17 protein-coding genes are annotated in these 17,858 nt (G+C 28.7%); 4 read left to right on the top strand and 13 right to left on the bottom strand.

Annotation, left to right across the window (positions count from 1 at the left end; all coding sequences use genetic code 11):
• Positions 1–87: 87 nt before the first annotated feature.
• From AC2TY9_RS15675 to AC2TY9_RS15650, 6 genes are all read right to left on the bottom strand, one after another.
• Entirely contained in the window at positions 88–1,170 is a 1,083-nt protein-coding gene (locus AC2TY9_RS15675; RefSeq protein ID WP_489778533.1) for an OmpA family protein, read from the bottom strand.
• A gap of 72 nt (positions 1,171–1,242) precedes the next feature.
• Positions 1,243–2,175, bottom strand: a complete 933-nt coding sequence (locus AC2TY9_RS15670) for a ribose-phosphate pyrophosphokinase (RefSeq protein WP_489778532.1) — start codon at positions 2,173–2,175, stop codon at positions 1,243–1,245.
• Between the two features lie 73 nt (positions 2,176–2,248).
• A complete protein-coding gene (gene mnmA / locus AC2TY9_RS15665) occupies positions 2,249–3,292 on the bottom strand; it encodes a tRNA 2-thiouridine(34) synthase MnmA (RefSeq protein WP_489778530.1) in 1,044 nt (347 codons plus the stop codon).
• An 11-nt stretch (positions 3,293–3,303) separates the two neighbouring features.
• Positions 3,304–4,404, bottom strand: a complete 1,101-nt coding sequence (gene mnmA, locus AC2TY9_RS15660; RefSeq protein ID WP_489778528.1) for a tRNA 2-thiouridine(34) synthase MnmA — start codon at positions 4,402–4,404, stop codon at positions 3,304–3,306.
• Between the two features lie 58 nt (positions 4,405–4,462).
• A complete protein-coding gene (folK, locus tag AC2TY9_RS15655; RefSeq protein ID WP_489778527.1) occupies positions 4,463–4,939 on the bottom strand; it encodes a 2-amino-4-hydroxy-6-hydroxymethyldihydropteridine diphosphokinase in 477 nt (158 codons plus the stop codon).
• 61 nt (positions 4,940–5,000) lie between these two features.
• On the bottom strand, positions 5,001–6,026 hold the full coding sequence (locus AC2TY9_RS15650) for a M24 family metallopeptidase (protein ID WP_489778526.1): 1,026 nt from the start codon (positions 6,024–6,026) through the stop codon (positions 5,001–5,003).
• A gap of 180 nt (positions 6,027–6,206) precedes the next feature.
• Between AC2TY9_RS15650 and aroQ the strand changes: the two genes are divergently transcribed.
• From aroQ to AC2TY9_RS15630, 4 genes are read left to right on the top strand one after another with little or no spacing between them, the layout of a single operon-like run.
• Positions 6,207–6,695, top strand: coding sequence for a type II 3-dehydroquinate dehydratase (gene aroQ, locus AC2TY9_RS15645; protein WP_489778525.1), 489 nt, complete (start codon positions 6,207–6,209; stop codon positions 6,693–6,695).
• 21 nt (positions 6,696–6,716) lie between these two features.
• Positions 6,717–7,946 carry an aminofutalosine deaminase family hydrolase gene (gene mqnF, locus AC2TY9_RS15640; RefSeq protein WP_489778523.1) on the top strand — a complete coding sequence of 410 codons (1,230 nt, stop codon included), beginning with the start codon at positions 6,717–6,719 and terminating at the stop codon, positions 7,944–7,946.
• Positions 7,939–8,829 carry a signal peptide peptidase SppA gene (gene sppA, locus AC2TY9_RS15635; protein WP_489778521.1) on the top strand — a complete coding sequence of 297 codons (891 nt, stop codon included), beginning with the start codon at positions 7,939–7,941 and terminating at the stop codon, positions 8,827–8,829. Before mqnF ends, sppA begins: the two co-directional genes overlap by 8 nt.
• A gap of 15 nt (positions 8,830–8,844) precedes the next feature.
• Positions 8,845–9,327 (top strand): hypothetical protein, encoded by a 483-nt coding sequence (locus AC2TY9_RS15630; RefSeq protein WP_489778519.1) that lies wholly within the window; start codon positions 8,845–8,847, stop codon positions 9,325–9,327.
• Between the two features lie 65 nt (positions 9,328–9,392).
• Here the strand turns inward: AC2TY9_RS15630 and AC2TY9_RS15625 are convergent, their stop codons facing one another.
• From AC2TY9_RS15625 to AC2TY9_RS15595, 7 genes are all read right to left on the bottom strand, one after another.
• Entirely contained in the window at positions 9,393–10,592 is a 1,200-nt protein-coding gene (locus AC2TY9_RS15625; RefSeq protein WP_489778517.1) for an acetate/propionate family kinase, read from the bottom strand.
• A 34-nt stretch (positions 10,593–10,626) separates the two neighbouring features.
• A complete protein-coding gene (gene pta, locus AC2TY9_RS15620) occupies positions 10,627–11,619 on the bottom strand; it encodes a phosphate acetyltransferase (protein WP_489778516.1) in 993 nt (330 codons plus the stop codon).
• A 283-nt stretch (positions 11,620–11,902) separates the two neighbouring features.
• On the bottom strand, positions 11,903–12,640 hold the full coding sequence (locus tag AC2TY9_RS15615) for a slipin family protein (protein ID WP_489778515.1): 738 nt from the start codon (positions 12,638–12,640) through the stop codon (positions 11,903–11,905).
• 2 nt (positions 12,641–12,642) lie between these two features.
• A complete protein-coding gene (locus AC2TY9_RS15610) occupies positions 12,643–13,935 on the bottom strand; it encodes an NfeD family protein (protein WP_489778513.1) in 1,293 nt (430 codons plus the stop codon).
• Between the two features lie 118 nt (positions 13,936–14,053).
• Positions 14,054–15,241 carry an acetate/propionate family kinase gene (locus AC2TY9_RS15605; protein ID WP_489778511.1) on the bottom strand — a complete coding sequence of 396 codons (1,188 nt, stop codon included), beginning with the start codon at positions 15,239–15,241 and terminating at the stop codon, positions 14,054–14,056.
• 72 nt (positions 15,242–15,313) lie between these two features.
• Entirely contained in the window at positions 15,314–15,934 is a 621-nt protein-coding gene (locus AC2TY9_RS15600) for a 3'-5' exonuclease (RefSeq protein WP_489778509.1), read from the bottom strand.
• The gene (locus AC2TY9_RS15595; protein ID WP_489778507.1) at positions 15,927–17,768 is read right to left on the bottom strand and encodes a putative nucleotidyltransferase substrate binding domain-containing protein; all 1,842 of its coding nucleotides are present in this window, start codon (positions 17,766–17,768) and stop codon (positions 15,927–15,929) included. The genes AC2TY9_RS15600 and AC2TY9_RS15595 overlap by 8 nt, the downstream gene beginning before the upstream one ends.
• Positions 17,769–17,858 lie beyond the last annotated feature (90 nt).

Raw genomic sequence — 17,858 nt, 5'->3', positions numbered from 1 at the left:
TAAAAAAATGTTAGTAATGAGTTAAGAAAAAAAAGTAAGTTTTTTCAGATTTTAAGCTTTTGCCTAAAATCTGAAATTTGAAATAAATTATTGTTGAATAGAACCTTCAACTCTTCTGTTTTGTGCTCTACCTTCAGCAGTATCATTAGATGCTTTAGGTTTAGTTTCACCATAACCAATTGCATTTAATCTATCAGTTTTTACACCGTAAGCTTCAATAGCTTTAACTGCAGATGTTGCTCTTCTTTCTGATAATTTTTGGTTATATTTTTCAGAACCAACTGAGTCAGTATGAGCTTCAATTTTTCCTTTTACAGATGGGAAAGCTTTCATAAAGTCAGCAAATTTTTTGATTTTTGAATCATAAGAATTGTTAATTACTGCAGAGTCAGTCTCAAAGTTAATATTTAAGTCAACTTTTAAAGAACAACCATTTTCATCAACAATATTACCTTTTGGAGTATCTGGACATTTGTCTTTTGAATCAACTACACCATCTCCATCAGTATCAATTTCACAACCTTTTGCATCAACAACTGCACCTACAGCTGAATTTGGACATTGGTCATTTGCATCAATTACACCGTCATTATCAGAATCCATTGGTTTTGGTTCTGGTTTTGGTTCTACTGGAGCAGGTGCTGCTTTTTTACCAAATGGAATTGCTAAACCAACTGTATAAAGAAGGTTGTTGTCTCCACCATCAAAAGAAACTAAGTGTCTTACGTCAGCTTTTAAAGCCATTTCTTCAGAAATTTTATATTTGATACCAACACCGTAGTTAGCAAATAATCCATTTTCATTATTAAATTGTTCATCATCAAACCATTCAACACCAGCACCAACTAATGCGTATAAAGAAGTTGAATCATTTAATCCATAATCTTTTACTAAGTTTGTAAAGAATCTAGTAACACCAGTATCATCACCATTATCATAATCAACATCTTCAAAAGATCTTAAAAGACCTAATTCAACTTGATCAAACATAGAATCATCTAAATTGAACCCTAATCCGATACCTGCATTTGCATAATTTTGATCATCAAAGTTTAAGTTACCCTCTGAATAAGTTCCACCTATCATTGGAGTGATTTCATACTTATAATCACTGTTTGCTGCGAACATCATAGAAGCACAAAGTGCTGCTGATAAAACAATTTTTTTCATAATTTGCCTTTGTTTTTTTGTGTGTTTTATTATTATAACTAAAATAAATTAAATATTAATTTATTATTAAAATTAATCTATAAAAATAGAATTTACTGATTCATTATTAGTGATCCTTCTAATTGTTTCACCAATAATTTTTGTTGCACTTAAAATAGTGATTTTATCACATTTCCCATGCATAGGTATTGTATCAGTAATTATTAACTCATCTAATGTCCCGTTGTTTATTCTTTCAAAAGCTGGTCCACTTAGTACACCATGTGTACAACATGCCATAACTGAAGTTGCACCTTTTGCTTTTAAAACTTCAGCTGCTTTAACTAAAGTTCCTGCTGTATCAACCATATCATCAACTAAGATAACGTCTTTACCTTTTACTTCACCAATGATATTCATAACTTCAGCAACATTAGCTTTTTCTCTTCTTTTATCAACGATAACTAAGTCATATCCTAATTTCTCAGCATAAGATCTAGCCCTTGCAACACCACCAATATCTGGAGATGCAATAATTGGATTTTTTAAGTTTTTTGCTCTTAGGTAATCAACAAATAAAACTGAACCATAAAGATTATCTACTGGGATATCAAAGAAGCCTTGAATTTGAGCAGCATGTAAATCAATAGTAATAATTCTATCAATTCCTACAGTTTCAAGCATATCTGCAACTAATTTCGCCGTAATTGGAACTCTTGGTGCTGCTTTTCTATCTTGTCTTGCATAACCAAAATAAGGCATAACTGCAGAAATAGATTTTGCACTTGATCTTTTTAATGCATCTACTATAATTAGTAGTTCCATTAAATGATCATTTGTTGGTGCACAAGTTGGTTGTACGATAAACACATCTTGTCCCCTAACACTTTCATGAATTTGAACAGATATTTCTCCGTCACTAAACTTATTTATAGATGCCCCACCAACATTTACATTAAGATACTTTCCTACTTTTTTAGCAAATTCAGGATTGGCAGTACCACTAAAAAGTTTAAATTTCGCCATTAGATTATTCCTTGTGTGATTGTGTGATTCCGGTGATTTTATCTAAATTTATCTTATACAAAATTTAGTTGCTTTATTTTGTACCTTTGATCCAACCACTACCAATTACTTTTTCACCTTTATAAAACACTGCAAGTTGACCAGCAGCTACACCAAAAGCGGGTTCTTTTAAGTAGATTGTTCCATTGTTTTCTTCAAGTTTAACTTTACATGCAGTTGAAACTGCTCTATATCTTAGTTTTACAGTACAGTTAAACTCTTTTTCATCAGTAAACATATTTAGATTTTCAATTTTAACTTCATTTATCTCTAATGCTTGTTTTTTACCTACCACAATAGTGTTATTTTTGGGATTTAGTTTTGTAACAAAATGGGGTTCTTGTGCACCACGAATTGTAAAGCCTCTTCTTTTCCCAATTGTATAATGCATATATCCTTTATGTTCACCAATCTCATTGCCATCTTCATCTAAAACTTTCCCTGGAATATCAATATTTGCATGTCTTTTTACAACATCTGTATAAACTGTTTCAACAAAACATATCTCTTGAGATTCATTTTTTTCTGTTATTCTTTTGTAAGCAGAATCTAGTTTAGCTGCAAATTCAATAATATCTTCTTTTTTTCTTTCGCTTAATGGAAACATCATATAGGGCAATGCTTCTTTATCAACTTGAGACAAAAAATAGCTTTGGTCTTTTGTTTTATCTTCTGCTTCATAGAAAAATTTACCATCGGTTTTTACATAATGACCTGTTGCTAAATAAGAAGCTCCATGTTCTTTTGCAAAGTCTAACATCTTTCCAAATTTGATTTGTCTATTACACTTAACACATGGATTAGGAGTTGTTCCTTCTAAATATGAGTCTACAAAATATTCATAAACTTCTTTAGAAAAATTATCTGATAAATCTAAAATATGATATTTAATCCCAAGAAATTTTGCAACATCTTCAATGTATTGTATATTTTTTTCATGATAACCATCTGTTCTATCATGAAGTTTTAAATAACAACCTTCAACATCATATCCATCTTTTTGTAACATATAAGCAGTAACAGAAGAATCAATTCCTCCACTCATACCTACCATTACTTTCTTTTTTTTTACACCCATTTTAATCCTAATTAATTATAGTCACTTATAAATCCACCACCTAGACAATAGTCACCATCGTATAAAACTAGACTTTGTCCTAATGTTACAGCCCTTTGTGGAGTATCAAATTTAACAAGCACTCTATCCTTACTAGCTTCAATTACAGTACAAGCTTGTTTGTGTTGTCTATATCTAATTTGTGCCATAAATTTATCACCAACTTTTGGTGCTTCTTCTAAAACCCAATGCATATGACTAGCTTCTGTATATTCACTCATAAGTAAAGGATGATTTGTATCTTGTACAACTGTTAAGGTGTTGTTTTCAATATCTTTTTTAGCAGCAAACCATGGTTTATGAGTATTGTTTTCACCTTCGTTATCTTTTATCCCACCAAGACCAATACCTTTTCTTTGACCTAATGTGTAACAAATAAGACCTTTATGTTTTCCTAAAACTTTTCCATTTTCATCTATCATATCACCTGGAATTGCTTTTAAATGTTGTGTGATAAAATCATCAAATCTTTGATTACCAATAAAACAAATTCCTGTACTATCTTTTTTATCACTAACAGGAAGATTATGTTCCCTAGCTATTTCTCTAACTTCTTTTTTAGTTAAATCTCCAAGGGGGAACATAGAATGACTTAATTGCTCACTTGATAATGCATGTAAAAAGTAACTTTGGTCTTTTGAGCTATCTTTTGGAGTATCAAGAACATAGTGGTCTTTATAAAAGGCAATTTTTGCATAGTGTCCAGTTGCAATCATATCTGCACCCATTTTTTTAGCCTCATTTAAAAATACATTAAATTTTATTTCTCTATTGCATAAAATATCTGGATTAGGAGTAAGCCCTTTTTTTAAACCTTCTAAAAATACATCAAAAACTTTTGTTCTATATTCTTCGACAAAGTCTTTACCTTTTACTTCGATTCCAATAAGTTCACCAACTTTTTTTGCATCTTCAAATTCGATACGATTAGGGCATTGGCTACCTTTTATTCCATATTCCCAATTTCGCATAAATAGACCAACTACATCATATCCTTGTTGTTTTAATAATAGTGCTGTAACCGAAGAATCAACACCTCCTGACATTCCAACAACAATTTTCTTTTTATTCATTTTTTACCTTTAAAAAAGTTCTATTTTAAGAACTGTATTTACAACAATAAGTTGTTTTTTATAAATGTTTTAAAGGAATAAGCACAGACTCTCTATTTGCCCAATCTTTATGAGGGATAATAAGTTTTTTAGTATTAATTTTTTTATTATCAAAAAAGATTATATCTATATCTAAGGTTCTAGGCGCATCTTGAAAGGATCGCTTTCTTCCAAATCTTTTTTCTAATCTATGCATGTTTTTTAAAAACTCATTTGGTGATAGATTAGTTTTAAGTATTATTATACCATTTAAAAACTCATTTTGCTCTAGATAACCAAAAGGAGGATTAAAAAGTAAGGGAGAGGTTATAAGTAAATCAAATCTTGAATCACCTTTTAGGCATAAGATTAGCTTATCAAATATTTTTTTTGTATCTCCAATATTTCCCCCAATCCCAATAGTTACACTATATTTTTTATTTGATTGTGATTTAAATTTTTTTGGAAAATTAGAGGTCTTAAAAAGAGTTAAATCATCTCGTAATTTTTTTTTCAAATTTCTCCTTGAAAAGTAAACTTATTTAATAAGTTGGGTATAAATACTGTAAATTTTAAATTTACAGTATTATTGCTTTACCATTTTTCATAACAACAGTATCTTCTATTCTAACACCAAATTCTTTTGGTAAATATATACCTGGTTCGATAGTAAAAACCATATTATCTTCGATAATTACATCACTTCTAGAGTTGATATTTGGAAACTCATGAATATCAAGTCCAACTCCATGTCCTGTGCTATGAACAAAATATTTTCCAAAACCTGCTTTTTCAATTACATCTCTAGTTAATGCATCTATTGTGGAAGCTTTCATTCCAACTCTTGCATTATTTATAGCATTTAATTGGGCTTTATAAACTAAATCATAGATTTTTTGATGTTTTTTATTTTTGAATTTTTGCTCTCTTTTAAAAGAAATTTTTTCAAAGTTTACATTCGAAGTACATGTTCTATCTGAACAATATCTTTTGTACTTTACCCCTGCATCAACAAGTATTAAGTCATTTAATTTCAATTTTTTTGAAGTTGGTAGGGCATGAGGTTTTGCTGCATTTTCATTTATTGCAACAATTGGATCAAAGCTTAAGTCATATTTTCCAAATGAACTCATTTTTTCTATAGCTTTAAAATGTAAAAAGTTCTCTTTTCCATTAAAGCCATTTTTAGCAATATATTTTGCAAGTTGATTAAATCCATCTCTTCCAATAGACGCAGCTTTTTTTAAGTATTTTATCTCTTCATCTGTTTTTATAATTCTTTTTAGTTTGGAAAAGTTCTCTTTTGCTTTAAACTCAGTTTTTAAATCATTAGACAATTTTTGGTAAAAACTTAGTTTAAAATCATTTGGATCAAAAACAATTTTTTTGATTTTATTTTTCTTTAGCAATAATCTTGTATCTTCAATTAAATTTGAGCTTTCAATCACTTCACAATTTTTTGTGAATTCTTTTGCTTCAACTGTATATCTTGCATCTGTTATAAAATATTTTTCATTATTTAAATTTAAAAATACAACATTGTCACAAGAAAAACCACATTCATAAAAAACAGCATTTTCATTTAGTAATATATAGTTTTTCATAGTATTCCTTTTAAATAGTCCCTATTTAAAAGGGACCTTATTTGTTTAACTTCTTTTATCAGCAAAAGTAAATTTTGCTTAAAGAAGGAAATTCTAAAGAGAACAACGAGTTGTACTTGTGTTACTTTAACTAAAATTTCAATATAATCTTACCTAAAATTTATAAAAGGAAAATATAAAATGAAAATTGCAGTTATCCAAGGTCCAAATCTTAATATGTTAGGTGTAAGAGAACAGCATATTTATGGTCCAATGACTTTAGAACAAATCCATGAACAAATGAAAGGAAGTGCACAACAAAACGGTGTAGAATTAGAGTTCTTTCAATCTAATTTAGAGGGTGAAATTGTTGATAGAATCCAAGAGTCTTTAGGTACAGTTGATGGTATTTTAATTAATCCAGCAGCATTTTCTCACACATCAATTGCTATTAAAGATGCTTTAAGTGCAGTAAACCTTCCAACAGTAGAAGTTCATATTTCAAATATCTACAAAAGAGAAGAGTATAGACAAAAATCAATTACTGCAGGTGCAGCAACAGGTGTAATTACAGGTTTTGGACCTTTTAGTTATCATATGGGTCTTATTGCATTAACTCAAATCATCTCTGAAGTTAAGGCTGTTGAAGCTCAACAAAAAGAACAAGCTGAAGCACAAGCTCAAGCTTAATCCTTTTTTTAATATAAAAAAATGAAAATATTAAGTGCATCTTGGGTTATTACTTGTGATGCAAATAGCACCATCATCAAAGATGGTGCCATTGTTTATGATAAAACAATCATAGATATTGCTTCAAAAAAAATTATCCAAGAAAAATATAAAAATATTGAAATTGAAGATTTAGGTGAGAACTCTGTGTTAATGCCAGGTCTTATTAATTCTCATGTTCATTTAGAATTCTCATCAAATAGTACAACATTAAAATATGGTAATTTTATGTTGTGGTTAAACTCTGTTATAAAAAATAGAGAAACATTGATTGAAAAAGCAAATACAAAACTAATAAGCAAAAAATTAGCAAGGATGAAAAAAACTGGAACTACAAGCATTGGAGCAATCTCTTCATATGGATTGGAGATAGATGCTTGCCTTAAAAGTTCTATTAATACTGTTTTTTTTAATGAGGTTATTGGAAGTAAAGCAGAGATGATTGATAATCTTTTTGCAGATTTCAAAGCAAGATTAAACTCTTCTAAGAAAAATAAAAAGAAAAATTTTATTCCTGCAATTGCAATACATTCACCATATTCAGTTCATCCAATATTAATTAGAGAAACATTAAAAATTGCAAAAGAAGAAAATCTAAGTGTTAGTGCTCACTTTTTAGAATCACCAGAAGAGTTTGAATGGTTACATAAAGACGAGGGTGGTTTTTTAGATTTTTTTAAAAATTTTTTAGGTCAAGAAAAAGCTGTTACTAAGCCAATGGATTTTTTAGAACAATTTAAAAATCTTGATAATCTTTCTTTTACTCATTGTGTAGAAGCAAGTGAAAATGATTTAGAGAAAATTAAAAAATTAGGGGCAATTATAAATCATTGTCCAACATCAAATAGATTTTTGAATAATAATAAACTTGACTTAAATAAGTTAATAGATAAAGAGATACCTTTTTCAATAGGTACAGATGGACTTAGTTCAAATAACTCTTTATCTATGTTTGATGAGTTGAGAAATGCTCTAATGGTTCATGAGAATATTAATATACTAGAGTTATCGAAAATATTAATTAAAGCTGCTACAAAAAATGGTAGTGATGCTTTGGGTTTAAATAAAGGTGTTTTAGAAAAAAATAAAGATGCAGATATGATTTGTATTAAATTACCAGATATGATAGAGGATGAAGAGGACTTATATATGAATGTGATTCTTCATACTAAATTTGTGGAAAAAACAATTATTGGAGGTTTAGATGATTAGTATAATAAAAAAACTTTTTTACCCGATTATTGCTATATTAGATTTTATTACTAAATATTTTAAAACAGTAGTATTTTTAACTATAGTTTATTTCTTTGTTTCAAGTTCAAATGAGTCAGCAATAAACGGTGAAAGCTTTGAGATGGCAAATCTACAAAAAATAGAACTTGTTGGACCTATTTTAAATGTTGATAAAGTTTTAGAACAAATAAATCAGGCAAAAAAGAATGACAATATAAAAGGTGTTCTTTTAATAGTAAATTCTCCTGGTGGTGCTGTTGCTCCTTCTGTTGAATTAGCCTATGCAATTAAAGAATTAAAACAATTGAAACCTGTTGTGGCATATGCAAGTGGAGTTATGGCAAGCGGTTCATATTATGCTTCAATTTGGGCAAATAAAATTATTGCAAATCCAGGAGCTATGATTGGATCTATTGGTGTGATTTTTCAAGGAACAAATGTAGAAGAACTTATGGAAACAATTGGTGTTAAAACACAAACTGTAAAAGTTGGAAGATACAAAGAAGTAGGAACCCCTACAAGAGCTTGGAAAGATTATGAAAGAGAAGAGTTAGAAAAAGTTATAAATGATACATATGACATGTTTATAACTGATGTAGCAAATGCAAGAAAATTGAAAAAAGAAAATCATACTCAATTTGCTGATGCTCATATTTTTACTTCAGGACAAGCAAAAAAACTTGGATTAGTTGATGAGGTATCAACCCTCAATTTTGCGAGAGAAGAGATAATAAAACTTTCTGAAGTTGAAAATCCAATTTGGAAAAAACAAGATAAGTTTGATAAATTCCTTGATAAAATAATGCAAGAAGCAGTAACAAATTTTAGTGTTTTATTTACAAGTGGATTAAAAGCTTATTAAAAAGGTTAATTGTATATGAGAAAGCAAGATATAATTGCAAATAAATTTAAACGTGAAAATTTAATTAATATAATGGCTAAATATCAATTATATTATCAAATTGCCTTGGGTGAGATAATTGAAAAAAGTAGTTTTGACAAAGAAAAAGTTGAAGATTTAAATTTAGATATTGATCCAGAAAATGTGTTAAATACTATGACTGAAGTTATTAATACATTTAGAAAAGAAAAAGATTTTGATTCTATTTTTGAAGATAATATGAAAGTCAATGCAATGATTCATGCTTTAAAAGATTTTACATTAAAGTATGAAGAATTAAATAAAAAAGAGAGTATTTATGATATTTTTTATGAAAAAATTATCAATGATCAGTTTTTTACTTTAAGTATGCAAGTGTTTTTTTCTGAAGAGTTAAAAAGTAGAATCGATTATTGGAAGAAATTAATTAGTAGTGAAACTGCTAAAGAGTTAAAAGAATCTGCTTTAAAAATTATATAAAAAAAGGGGCAAGTTTTTCACTCCTTGCCCCTTTGTCTTTCCCTAGATTAGATATTGAGTAATTTTTACTCAACACCCTTAACGATTTTATAAGTATCGTTTGCAATAACATATTCCTCATTTGTAGGAATAACAAAAATTCTACCTCTTGAACCATTTGTTGAAATATCTCTAGCATTACTAGATCTTTTGTTGTTTTTTACTGGATCAATATTTAATCCCATATAATCTAAACCAGCACAAACTTTTTCTCTGATTAATGCAGCATTTTCACCAATACCACCTGTGAAACATAATGCATCAACACCATCAAGTGCTGCTGCGTATGCTCCTACATAATGTTTGATTTTATAAGCAATCATATCAACAGCTAATCTACATCTATCATCACCAGCTTCAGAACCTTCTAATACTTCTCTTAAATCTGGAGATTTACCAGAAATTCCAACAATACCAGATTTTTTGTTTAATACATCTAGCATTTCTTTGATATTCCAACCTTCAGTTTCCATCATATATTGAATAGCACCAGCACCAATATCACCAGCTCTTGTTCCCATCATTAAACCTTGAACAGGAGTAAGACCCATTGATGTGTCAATACATTTACCATCAAATACAGCTGAAACAGATGAACCATTTCCTAAGTGACAAACAATAATTCTTGTATTGTGTTTTTTATCTAACATTTTAGATGCTTCATTTGATACGAAGAAGTGTGATGTACCATGGAAACCATACTTTCTTACACCATTTTTAGTGTATTGATCATGTGGTAATGCATACATATAAGCATAATCAGGCATAGTTTGGTGGAATGCAGTATCAAATACAGCTACATTTGGTTTTCCTGGCATTAATTCTTGACAAATTTCCATACCCATAATATTTGCAGGGTTATGTAAAGGAGCAAGTGGAATAAGTTTTTTCATAGTTTCAATAACTCTGTCACTTACCATAACAGAACCAGCAAATTCTTCCCCACCATGAACAGCTCTGTGTCCAATTGCCTCAATATCATCAATTGAGTCAATAACTTTACCTTCCCCATCAGTTAAAGTTTTTAAAACTAATTCAATAGCTTCTTTATGAGTTGGTAAATTAGATTCAATTTTAATTTTTTGATCTTCACCAAATTCATGTTTTAATACACCATCAATACCAATTCTTTCACAAATACCTACTGCTAAAACTTCTTTATTAATTGGATTCATTAATTGATATTTTAATGATGAACTTCCCGCGTTTAAAATAAATACTAACATATGTCTTTTCCCTCTTTGAAATTAGTTTTTTTAATTAACATTGTGTTGCAGTAATAGCAACTAAGTTTGAAATGTCTTCAACTGAACAACCTCTTGAAAGGTCATTTACAGGTTTATTTAATCCTTGTACAATTGGTCCATGAGCTGCTGCTCCTGCAAATCTTTGAACTAGTTTATACCCAATGTTTCCTGATTGTAAATCAGGGAAAACTAGTACATTTGCTTTTCCAGCAACTGAAGAATCTGGTGCTTTTTTAGCTCCAACAGCTTCAACGATAGCAGCATCAGCTTGCATCTCCCCATCATATGCAAAATCAACTTCTCTATCTTCTAAAATTTCGCAAGCAAATTGTACTTTATCTACTAATGGATGTTTTGCACTTCCCATAGTAGAAAATGATAACATTGCAACTCTTGGTTCTAATCCAACAACGCTTTTTGCAGTTGCTGCTGTTGCACTTGCAATGTCAGCTAATTGTTCAGCATTTGGTTCTGGATTTACTGCACAGTCTGCAAATAAAATTAAACCATTGTCTCCAAATTTACCATCTGCAGTTTCCATAATAAATGTAGATGATACTGTGTTAATACCAGGTGCTGTTTTAATTACTTGAATAGCAGCTCTTAAAACATCTGCAGTTGGTGAATTTGAACCAGCAACTAAACCATCAGCATCCCCAAGTCTTACCATCATACAACCAAAAAATCTTGGTTCTGTTGTCATAATTTCAGTTGCTTCTTCTTTAGAAAGACCTTTTTTCTTTCTAAGTTCAACTAATTCATCAATATAAGCATCAATTTTATCAAAAGATTTAGGGTCTATAATAGTTGCACCCTCAATGTTTGCACCACATGAAGTAGCATCATTTTTGATTGTATCTTCATTCCCAATCAAAATAACATTTGCAGTTTTTTCCTCTAGAACAATTTGAGCAGCTTTTAATACTCTTTCGTCCTCAGATTCTGGTAGAACTATTGTTTTTAGTTCTTCCCTTGCTTTCTCTTTTATACTCTCAATTAAACCCATTCAAGCTTCCTTTTTTGTAAAAATCATAAAATTATATTATTCAAACATAGCAAAAACATAGCATTAGTGTAGCATTTTGTGAAAAAAATTGTTCATATTATAAGACTATGTATAAAAGTGGTACATATCCAAGTAGTTAAGTATAGAATTTGGATATTATTTGTATTTACCTATTTTATAAAAAGTTTTTTTTGTCAATAATATGATTCTATAAAATAGCTATATTTTAGTCATGATTGATTAGAAAATATAAGAAATAAAATTGAAGAAGTTTTCTCCAATTTTATTTAAATAAGTTTTTTAACTCAGCGGAAAATGGAAAAACAATTGTATTTGTTTTATCATTTGAAATATCACTTAATGTTTGAAGATATCTTAATTGAATCCCTTGAGGATTTTGACTTAATATATTAGCTGCTTCTAGCAGGTTTTTACTAGCTTCTAATTCCCCTTTAGAATTTATTACTTTTGCTCTTCTTTGTCTTTCTGCTTCAGCTTGTCTTGCAATAGCTCTAATCATACTTTCATCTAAGTCAATATGTTTTATCTCAACATTTGAGATTTTTATACCCCAAATATCTGTTTGTTTATCTAATATTTCTTGAATATCAGAATTAAGTTTTTCCCTTTCCCCTAGCATCTCATCTAAGTCATGACCACCTAAAACAGAACGTAATGTAGTTTGTGCAAGTTGACTTGTAGCATCATGGAAATTTTCAACTTGAATTATCGCTTTTTGAGAGTCTATAACTCTAAAATAAACAACAGCATTAACATGAACGGATACATTATCTTTAGAGATTACATCTTGAGTGGGTACATCTAAAACTATAGTTCTCAAATCAACTTTTACAGCTTGTTGTATCAATGGAACTATAATAATTAATCCAGGGCCTTTAATACCTGAAAACCTACCTAAGGTAAATACTACTCCTCTTTCATATTCTTTTAGAATTCTAATTGAAAGAGCAAGTATAATTATTAAAAAACCTATAATATATAAAATTGTAAATGAAATCATTTTTAACTCCTTATATTTAGAGTAAGTCCTGAAACTGACTCTATTTTTGCTATATCATTTACACAAAAAGTTTCATCACTTTTTGCATTCCAAATCTCTCCTTTGTATTCAACTTTATAACTATTTTTTATTATTTTTAGAACTTTAACTTTTGATCCAGCCATGTTGTTAAAATCAATTATTGATTTTTGTTTTCTTACTTTAATTAAATATCCTAGAAGATAAATAAAAAATCCAAATGAGACTAATGAAATAGCTAAAACTAAAGGTATTGAAATAGATGTTCCTAAAGTTTTTTCATCAAATAACATAATTGAGCCAAAGGCAAAGGAGACAACTCCAATTATCCCTGAAATACCAAATCCAACAATAAAAACTTCTAAAAGCATTAGAGCTATACCTAAAAAGATAAAAAGAAGTCCAGCATAATCAAAAGGTAGGATATTTAATGAGTATAAAGCTATAGAAGCTGAAAATAATCCAAGTACTCCTGGAAAAATTGCTCCTGGGTTCATCATCTCAAAAAGTACCCCATAAATTGCAATAATTAAAAAAATATATGCAATATTTGGATTTGCAATTGTTCTTAAAAGTTCAATTTTCCATGAAGGATTATAAGGTACTATATTGGTATTTTGTGTGTCTATGATAATCTTTTTCTCATCAATTATAATCTCTTTTTTATTTATCTTTTTTAGTAGTTCATCTATATTATTTGCTATGAAATCAATTACATTTTTTTCTTTTGCTTCTTTTGCTGATATACTATTTCCCTCTTTTACTGCACTTATTGCCCAGTTGATATTTCTATCTCTTAGTTCGGCAATACTTTTTAAATATGCTATAGAATCATTTAAAACTTTTTTTTCCATTTTAGATTCTGATGTTTTTTTATTTGGTTCTTCATTAATCTTTGGATTAGGTATTAAATTAACTGGAGTGGCTGCACCTATATTTGTTCCAGGAGCCATAACTGCAATATGGGATGCATACATTAAATATGTTCCTGCACTTGCAGCTCTTGCTCCTTTTGGATAAACATAGATTATTATTGGAATTTTACTTTCTAAAATTTTTTGTATCATTTTTCTCATGGAAGAGGATAATCCACCAGGGGTATCAAGTTTGATTAAAATTAAGGATGAATCTATTTTTTTTGCATAATTAAAACCATCATCTAAGTATTTAACACTTGCAGGTGAAATGGCATTATCTATTTGTAGCTGAACAATACTCTTACCAGATGCAAAAGTATATAAGATTAATAAAAGGAATAAAGAAAAAAACTGTTTCATTACACATCCTTTTGTTGTACCTATGATACAACAAAAGGGAGTATAAATCAAGTTTAATAATTAAATAAATTTTTTAATTAAAATTATAAATAAATACTTAAGTAAAATAAAAAGTTTATTAACCTTTTACTAACTCATAAGTGTCATGAGCGATTACATATTCTTCATTAGTAGGGATTACATAAATTTTAACATTAGAATCAACACTATTTATCTCTCTTGCTTCACCTGATCTAATTGCATTTCTTTCATCATCAAGTTTTATTCCCATAAATTCAAGATTTTCACAAACTTTTTCTCTAACAAGGTTTGCATTTTCTCCGATACCTGCAGTAAAGCAAATTGCATCAACTCCACCAAGGATTGCAGCATATGATGCAATATATTTTTTAATTCTATTTGTCATCATCTCAATTGTTATAATAGCTCTTTCATTACCTTCTTCTGCTTCTTCAATAATCTCTCTTAAATCTGAACTAATTCCAGATACTCCTAAAAGACCTGATTTTTTATTTAGATAATTATTAACTTCATCTCCAGTCATACCTTTCTTTTCCATTAAGAAATTTACAACTGTAGGATCTAAATCACCAGATCTAGTACCCATTATTAAGCCTTCAAGTGGAGTAAGTCCCATTGATGTTTCAACTGATTTACCATTTTTAATCGCACAAACAGAAGATCCATTTCCTAAATGGCAAACAATAATTTTAGACTCTTCTTTATTTAATAGTTTTTGTGCTTCATTTGAAACGTAATAATGAGAAGTTCCATGGAAACCATATTTTCTTATTCCAAAATCTTTATAATCTTCATATGGTATTGCATACATAAAAGAAGAAGCAGGCATTGTTTGGTGAAATGCAGTATCAAATACAGCAACATTAGGTTTTGTTGGCATTAGCTCTCTAGCTATTTTCATACCCATGATATTTGCAGGATTGTGTAGTGGTGCTAAAGGAATAATTGATTCAAGTTTTGCAATAACATCTTCATCTACTATCACTGATCTATCAAAGAACTCTCCACCATGAACAACTCTATGTCCAATTGCTTGAATATCATCTATTGAGTCAATTACTTTATCATCACCATGAGTTAAGATATTTACAACATTTAAAATAGCTTCTTTATGTGTTGGCATATTATAATCATTTTTGGTTTTATGACCATTTGCTATATGAACTATTTTACCATCTATACCAATTCTTTCACAAAGTCCAGTTGCTTTTACCTCTGCTGTTTGTGGATTCATTAGTTGATATTTTAGGGAAGAACTACCCGAGTTAAGTACTAAAACTAACATTTTCCTACCTTTAAAAAAATTTAGAATTATTATATCACAGAAATACTAAATTAGTATATTAGTTTGAAATTTTTATTTTATTTTAACTTTTGGTTGATTTTTCAGTTTAAGGAACATAAGCGCAGTCATAGTTGCATCATTATAAGCATCATGTTTGCCCATAATAGGGATTTTTAAGTCATTCATTATAGTATCAAATCTCAAGTCAATATTACTTTGAGGGATCATTTCCATTTTATAGTCATGATATATAGCTGAAACTTCATATGCTTTATTTGGTAATTTTATACCTAATTTTGGCTTAAGGTATTTATTAATCATTGCAATATCAAACTCTAAATAGTACCCAACTAGTTTTTTATTTCCTATAAATTCTAAAAAATCTTCTATCACTTTATCAATATCTTCTGCATTTTCTAAATCTATTTCTCTGATGTGATGAACTTTAATAGCTTCAATTTGAAGTTTTGTTTTGGGTTTAACAAATCTAACAAATTTTTTACTTGTTACTATAGTATTGTCCTTGATTAATACTGCACCAATAGATATTATATCATCCTCTTTAGGATTTAAGCCTGTTGTTTCACAATCAAAACAAATATACTCATTTTCCATTGGCTTATCAAAAAGATATTGGTATTTTAAGTCTTTTAAATTTTTTTTATTAAAATGATTTTTGATTTTTCTAAACATAGTTCAACTTATAATGCATCTCTAATTTTTTCTTTAATTTATTTACAATTTTAAAACTATCTTTCAATAGATCTTTTTCCATTGTTGTTAAATTATCAGGGTTTATAAAGTTATCTATTTTTTCTCCACTATCAAGTTTTTGTAAATTTGATTTTAATTTAATTGTTAGAAAAAAGTTAAATGCTTGACTAAGCTCTGAGGCAAACTCATCATCTAAAACATTAAGTTTATTTAACTCTTTTATTCTTTTTTGTGTACTTGATCTTAAAACTTTATTCTCTAAAGATAAACTTCTAATACTTTGAACAAGTATAAATATTCCACCTTTTTTTATATCAATCTCATTTTTATGCTCTTTATCATCTGAGTTAAAAACAAAGCCATCAAAAAAACCTAAAGGAACATCAAAGTCCATGATGATTTTTGCAAAATGCATATAAAATGTTTTTGATGTAGATCCTATTTTAAATAGGTACTCTTTTAGATTATCCAATAAACTTCTGTCATCTGTTACAGCTAAAGCATCATAAAAAATTGCAAGATTCATAAAGTTATCACCACTTGGTTTCATAATCCATTCATAAATCAAATCTTTGAAATCTTTTTCTCTTCTACACCAATAAGGGTTTGAAACCATAATATTACCTTCACATCTAGGAAAACCAAAATCAACTAAATGTTCAGTATATTCATGGGTGTATTTTAAAATCTCTTCATCACTTAAAGTACAATCATCTGAAATAATAAGTGCATTATCTTGGTCAGTTTTTAAAACCTGTTCACCTCTACCTTCACTTCCCATTACTACTAAGCAGGCTTTCTCTCTTAGTTCATCAGGTGCAGTTATTTTAAAAAGTTTATTCATCATTTTTCTATTTAATTGATTAATTAATTTAGAAATAAACTCTACTTTTACCCCTTTTGCATTTAAAGATTTAATAATCTTAATAAATGACTTAGAAGCATTTCTTAATTCTTCAATAGTTTCAGCTTTATCAATTTCATTTGAAACAGAAAATGTATGTGTGGCAAAAAATGATGATAAGGAAATCTGGTCAATTATTCCAACAATCTCATCATTATTGTTAACAACAACTAATCTTTTTAATCCATGTTGGGACATTATTAATTGGGCATTAAATAAAAAATCATTTTCATTTACATATTTAATTCCTGAATTTGAAATTTTACCAACTATTTCATCAAAGTCCATTCTATTTAATATTACTTTTTCTCTAAAATCTGAATCAGTAACAATATGAATTTGTCCCCCATTATCTCTTAGAAGTAAGGTAGGGACTTTTTCTTTTTTTATGGTTTTAACAGCTTCAAAAATTGAAGTTTCAAAGGGAACAACTACTGCTCTGTGAACATTTGCATCTTTAACCTTTGCAACCATAATATTTGCAAGTTCTTTATTCTTTTCATAATTTATATTTGCATTTAATTTCTGAGAAATAGATTGGAAGAAAAAACTCTCTAAGTTTCTATTTTTTCTAAGGGTTTTAATAAATATATCTTTTGGTAGAGAATAACAAATAGTTTCTTGTGCAGTTACAAAACTATGTTTTGAGAAGTTCTCAATTAATGAAATAGGGTCAAAAAACTCTTTATTTGAGTATATTGAAATAACTTCATCTTCATCAAGTTCTTGAATTAAACCTTTTATAATAAAGTATAAATTTTTAGGCTCCTCTTTTTCTTTTTGAAGAACTTCACCTTTTTTTAAATATATAATATCAATATTATTAGAGAACTCTTCAAGTTCAGCTTTTGTTAGATTTTCAAAAGGGTGTATTTTTTTTATAAAATTACTTTGTTCATGTATACTCATACTGACTCTTTATATGTAGATGATAAATTTTAACAGATTATTTATAAAATTATATTATTGTTAAGTTTTACTAAAGGGAGTAAATCCCTT

It is taken from the genome of Arcobacter sp. ISO1, from assembly GCF_058105185.1.
This window is presented reverse-complemented; position numbering and strand designations above follow the sequence as displayed.

What these genes read in the sequence shown, in the direction of transcription:
- AC2TY9_RS15675 (WP_489778533.1), bottom strand. Translation starts at nt 1,170, where the DNA reads ATGAAAAAAATTGTTTTATCAGCAGCACTTTGTGCTTCTATGATGTTC.
- AC2TY9_RS15670 (WP_489778532.1), bottom strand. Translation starts at nt 2,175, where the DNA reads ATGGCGAAATTTAAACTTTTTAGTGGTACTGCCAATCCTGAATTTGCT.
- mnmA (WP_489778530.1), bottom strand. Translation starts at nt 3,292, where the DNA reads ATGGGTGTAAAAAAAAAGAAAGTAATGGTAGGTATGAGTGGAGGAATT.
- mnmA (WP_489778528.1), bottom strand. Translation starts at nt 4,404, where the DNA reads ATGAATAAAAAGAAAATTGTTGTTGGAATGTCAGGAGGTGTTGATTCT.
- AC2TY9_RS15650 (WP_489778526.1), bottom strand. Translation starts at nt 6,026, where the DNA reads ATGAAAAACTATATATTACTAAATGAAAATGCTGTTTTTTATGAATGT.
- aroQ (WP_489778525.1), top strand. Translation starts at nt 6,207, where the DNA reads ATGAAAATTGCAGTTATCCAAGGTCCAAATCTTAATATGTTAGGTGTA.
- mqnF (WP_489778523.1), top strand. Translation starts at nt 6,717, where the DNA reads ATGAAAATATTAAGTGCATCTTGGGTTATTACTTGTGATGCAAATAGC.
- sppA (WP_489778521.1), top strand. Translation starts at nt 7,939, where the DNA reads ATGATTAGTATAATAAAAAAACTTTTTTACCCGATTATTGCTATATTA.
- AC2TY9_RS15630 (WP_489778519.1), top strand. Translation starts at nt 8,845, where the DNA reads ATGAGAAAGCAAGATATAATTGCAAATAAATTTAAACGTGAAAATTTA.
- AC2TY9_RS15625 (WP_489778517.1), bottom strand. Translation starts at nt 10,592, where the DNA reads ATGTTAGTATTTATTTTAAACGCGGGAAGTTCATCATTAAAATATCAA.
- pta (WP_489778516.1), bottom strand. Translation starts at nt 11,619, where the DNA reads ATGGGTTTAATTGAGAGTATAAAAGAGAAAGCAAGGGAAGAACTAAAA.
- AC2TY9_RS15615 (WP_489778515.1), bottom strand. Translation starts at nt 12,640, where the DNA reads ATGATTTCATTTACAATTTTATATATTATAGGTTTTTTAATAATTATA.
- AC2TY9_RS15610 (WP_489778513.1), bottom strand. Translation starts at nt 13,935, where the DNA reads ATGAAACAGTTTTTTTCTTTATTCCTTTTATTAATCTTATATACTTTT.
- AC2TY9_RS15605 (WP_489778511.1), bottom strand. Translation starts at nt 15,241, where the DNA reads ATGTTAGTTTTAGTACTTAACTCGGGTAGTTCTTCCCTAAAATATCAA.
- AC2TY9_RS15600 (WP_489778509.1), bottom strand. Translation starts at nt 15,934, where the DNA reads ATGTTTAGAAAAATCAAAAATCATTTTAATAAAAAAAATTTAAAAGAC.
- AC2TY9_RS15595 (WP_489778507.1), bottom strand. Translation starts at nt 17,768, where the DNA reads ATGAGTATACATGAACAAAGTAATTTTATAAAAAAAATACACCCTTTT.